Source organism: Streptomyces sp. NPDC016845 (genome assembly GCF_044332585.1).
Taxonomy (GTDB): Bacteria; Actinomycetota; Actinomycetes; order Streptomycetales; family Streptomycetaceae; genus Streptomyces.
On record NZ_JBIRPI010000071.1, the window covers coordinates 1 to 1,934 of the forward strand.

Consider the following 1,934-nt stretch of genomic DNA (forward strand, 5'->3'; position numbering starts at 1 on the left):
TCGGGGTAGGGGCCGGTGACCCCGTTCCAGTCGACCAGGATCTCCTGCCGCTCCCGCTGCGTGAGCATGTTCAGCTCGGAGAGGCGGGCGTCGGGCGTGGCCGCGACGGAAGCGGCGAGGGTGGCCAGGTGGCCGGCCATCCGCTCGATCCTCGCCCGCTCGAACAGATCCGTCCGGTACTCCAGTGCAGCCTGAACCTCGCCGCCGGACTCCGCAGCCGTCAACTGAAGGTCGAACTTCGCGTCCTGACCGCCCACTCCGATCGGCTCGACGTCGAGGCCCGGCAGGCTCCACGCATCCCCGTCCGGAGTGTTCTGGAAGACGAACAGGGTCTGAAACAGCGGATTGCGCGACAGGTCGCGGTTCGGGGCCAGCTCGTCGACGAGTCGCTCGAACGGCAGGTCCTGGTGGTCGTAGGCGCCCAGCGCCGTGTCCTTGACCCGGTCGATGAGCTCGGTGAACGTCGGGTCGCCGGACAGATCGGTCCGCATCACCAGCGTGTTGACGAAGAAGCCGATCAGAGCTTCGGTCTCGGTCCGGTTGCGGCCCGCGATCGGGGTGCCCACGGCGATGTCGTCCTGGCGGGAGTAGCGGGCCAGCACGATCTGGAACAGCGAAAGGAGCGTCATGAACAGACTCGCACCTCGCCGTCCAGCCGCCTTTCTCAGCGGTTCCGCGACCTCGGTCGGCAGCGTGAAGTACACGGTGTCGCCCGCGGCGCCCTCGCGCTCGGCGGGACGTCCATGATCCGTGGGCAGTTCCAGCACCGGCACACCGCTCAGGCGCTCACGCCAGTACGCCAACTGCGTCTCCAGGAAATCGCCCTTGAGCTGTTCCCGCTGCCAGACGGCGAAGTCCGCGTACTGCACCGGGAGTTCCGGGAGCGAGGCCTCGCGCTCGGTCAGGGACGCCGCGTACAGCTCACGCAGCTCGCGCGCCAGGATGCCCGAGGACCAGCCGTCCGACACGATGTGGTGCAGCGTGATCAGGAGATACTGGTCGTCCTGCGCGACAGGGATCAGGTCCACGCGCAGCAGTCGACCGCCGTCCAGCTCGAACGGGCGTCGCGCCTCCGCTTCCATGACCTCCTGCGCAGTCCGCTCCCTGTCATCGAGGCCGGCGTCGGACCGGACATCATGTATCACCGGGGTGACCGACCACGGCGCGTCCACCATCTGTGAGGGACGCCCGGCATCGTCGGTGACGAACCTGGTCCGCAGGATCTCGTGCCGTGCCACCAGGGCGGTGAACGCAGCGCCCAGGGCGTCGGCGTCCAGCTCCCCCCGTAGGCGCAGGGCGAAGGGGACCAGGTACTCGGCGCTGCCCGGCGTCAACTTGTCGAGGAACCAGAGACGTTGCTGGGCGAAGGACAGAGGGAGGGTGGCGTCCGCTCGGTCGACCGGTACGAGCGGTGCCTCATCGGCTGCCGTCAGTTCACGCATGGCCGCGGCCAGAGTGGCCGGGGTGGGCGAGGTGAAGAGGGTGCGGACCGGCACATCGACACCGAGCTGCCGGCGCAGCCGGGACGTCACCTGCGTGGCGAGCAGTGAATGCCCGCCCAGCTCGAAGAAGTTGTCGTGGATCCCGATGGTGTCGACACCGAGGATCTCGGACCAGACGGTGGTGACGATGTGCTCGGCAGTGGTCCGCGGGGCGACAAACGTGGCGTCGAGGTCGGGTCGGTGACTGTCGGGTGCGGGGAGGGCTTTGGTGTCGATCTTGCCGTTGGGGGTGAGGGGGAGTTGGGCGAGGGTGATGTAGGTGGCGGGGATCATGTAGGCGGGGAGTTGCTGCTGGAGGTGGGTGCGCAGTTCGTGGGTGGTGGGGGTGGTGGTGCCGGGGGTGGTGGTCACGTATGCGGTGAGTTGTTTGTTGCCGGGGGTGTCTTCTCGGACGGTGACGGTGGTGGTGTGGATGTGGGGGTGGGTGTGGAG

The 1,934-nt window shown here is 68.1% G+C and carries 1 protein-coding gene; it reads right to left on the reverse strand.

Annotated features, from left to right (window positions below; genetic code table 11):
* Window positions 1-1,934: condensation domain-containing protein (locus ACH4RC_RS42455; protein ID WP_398210504.1), on the reverse strand; the 1,934-nt coding region annotated here is incomplete at both ends.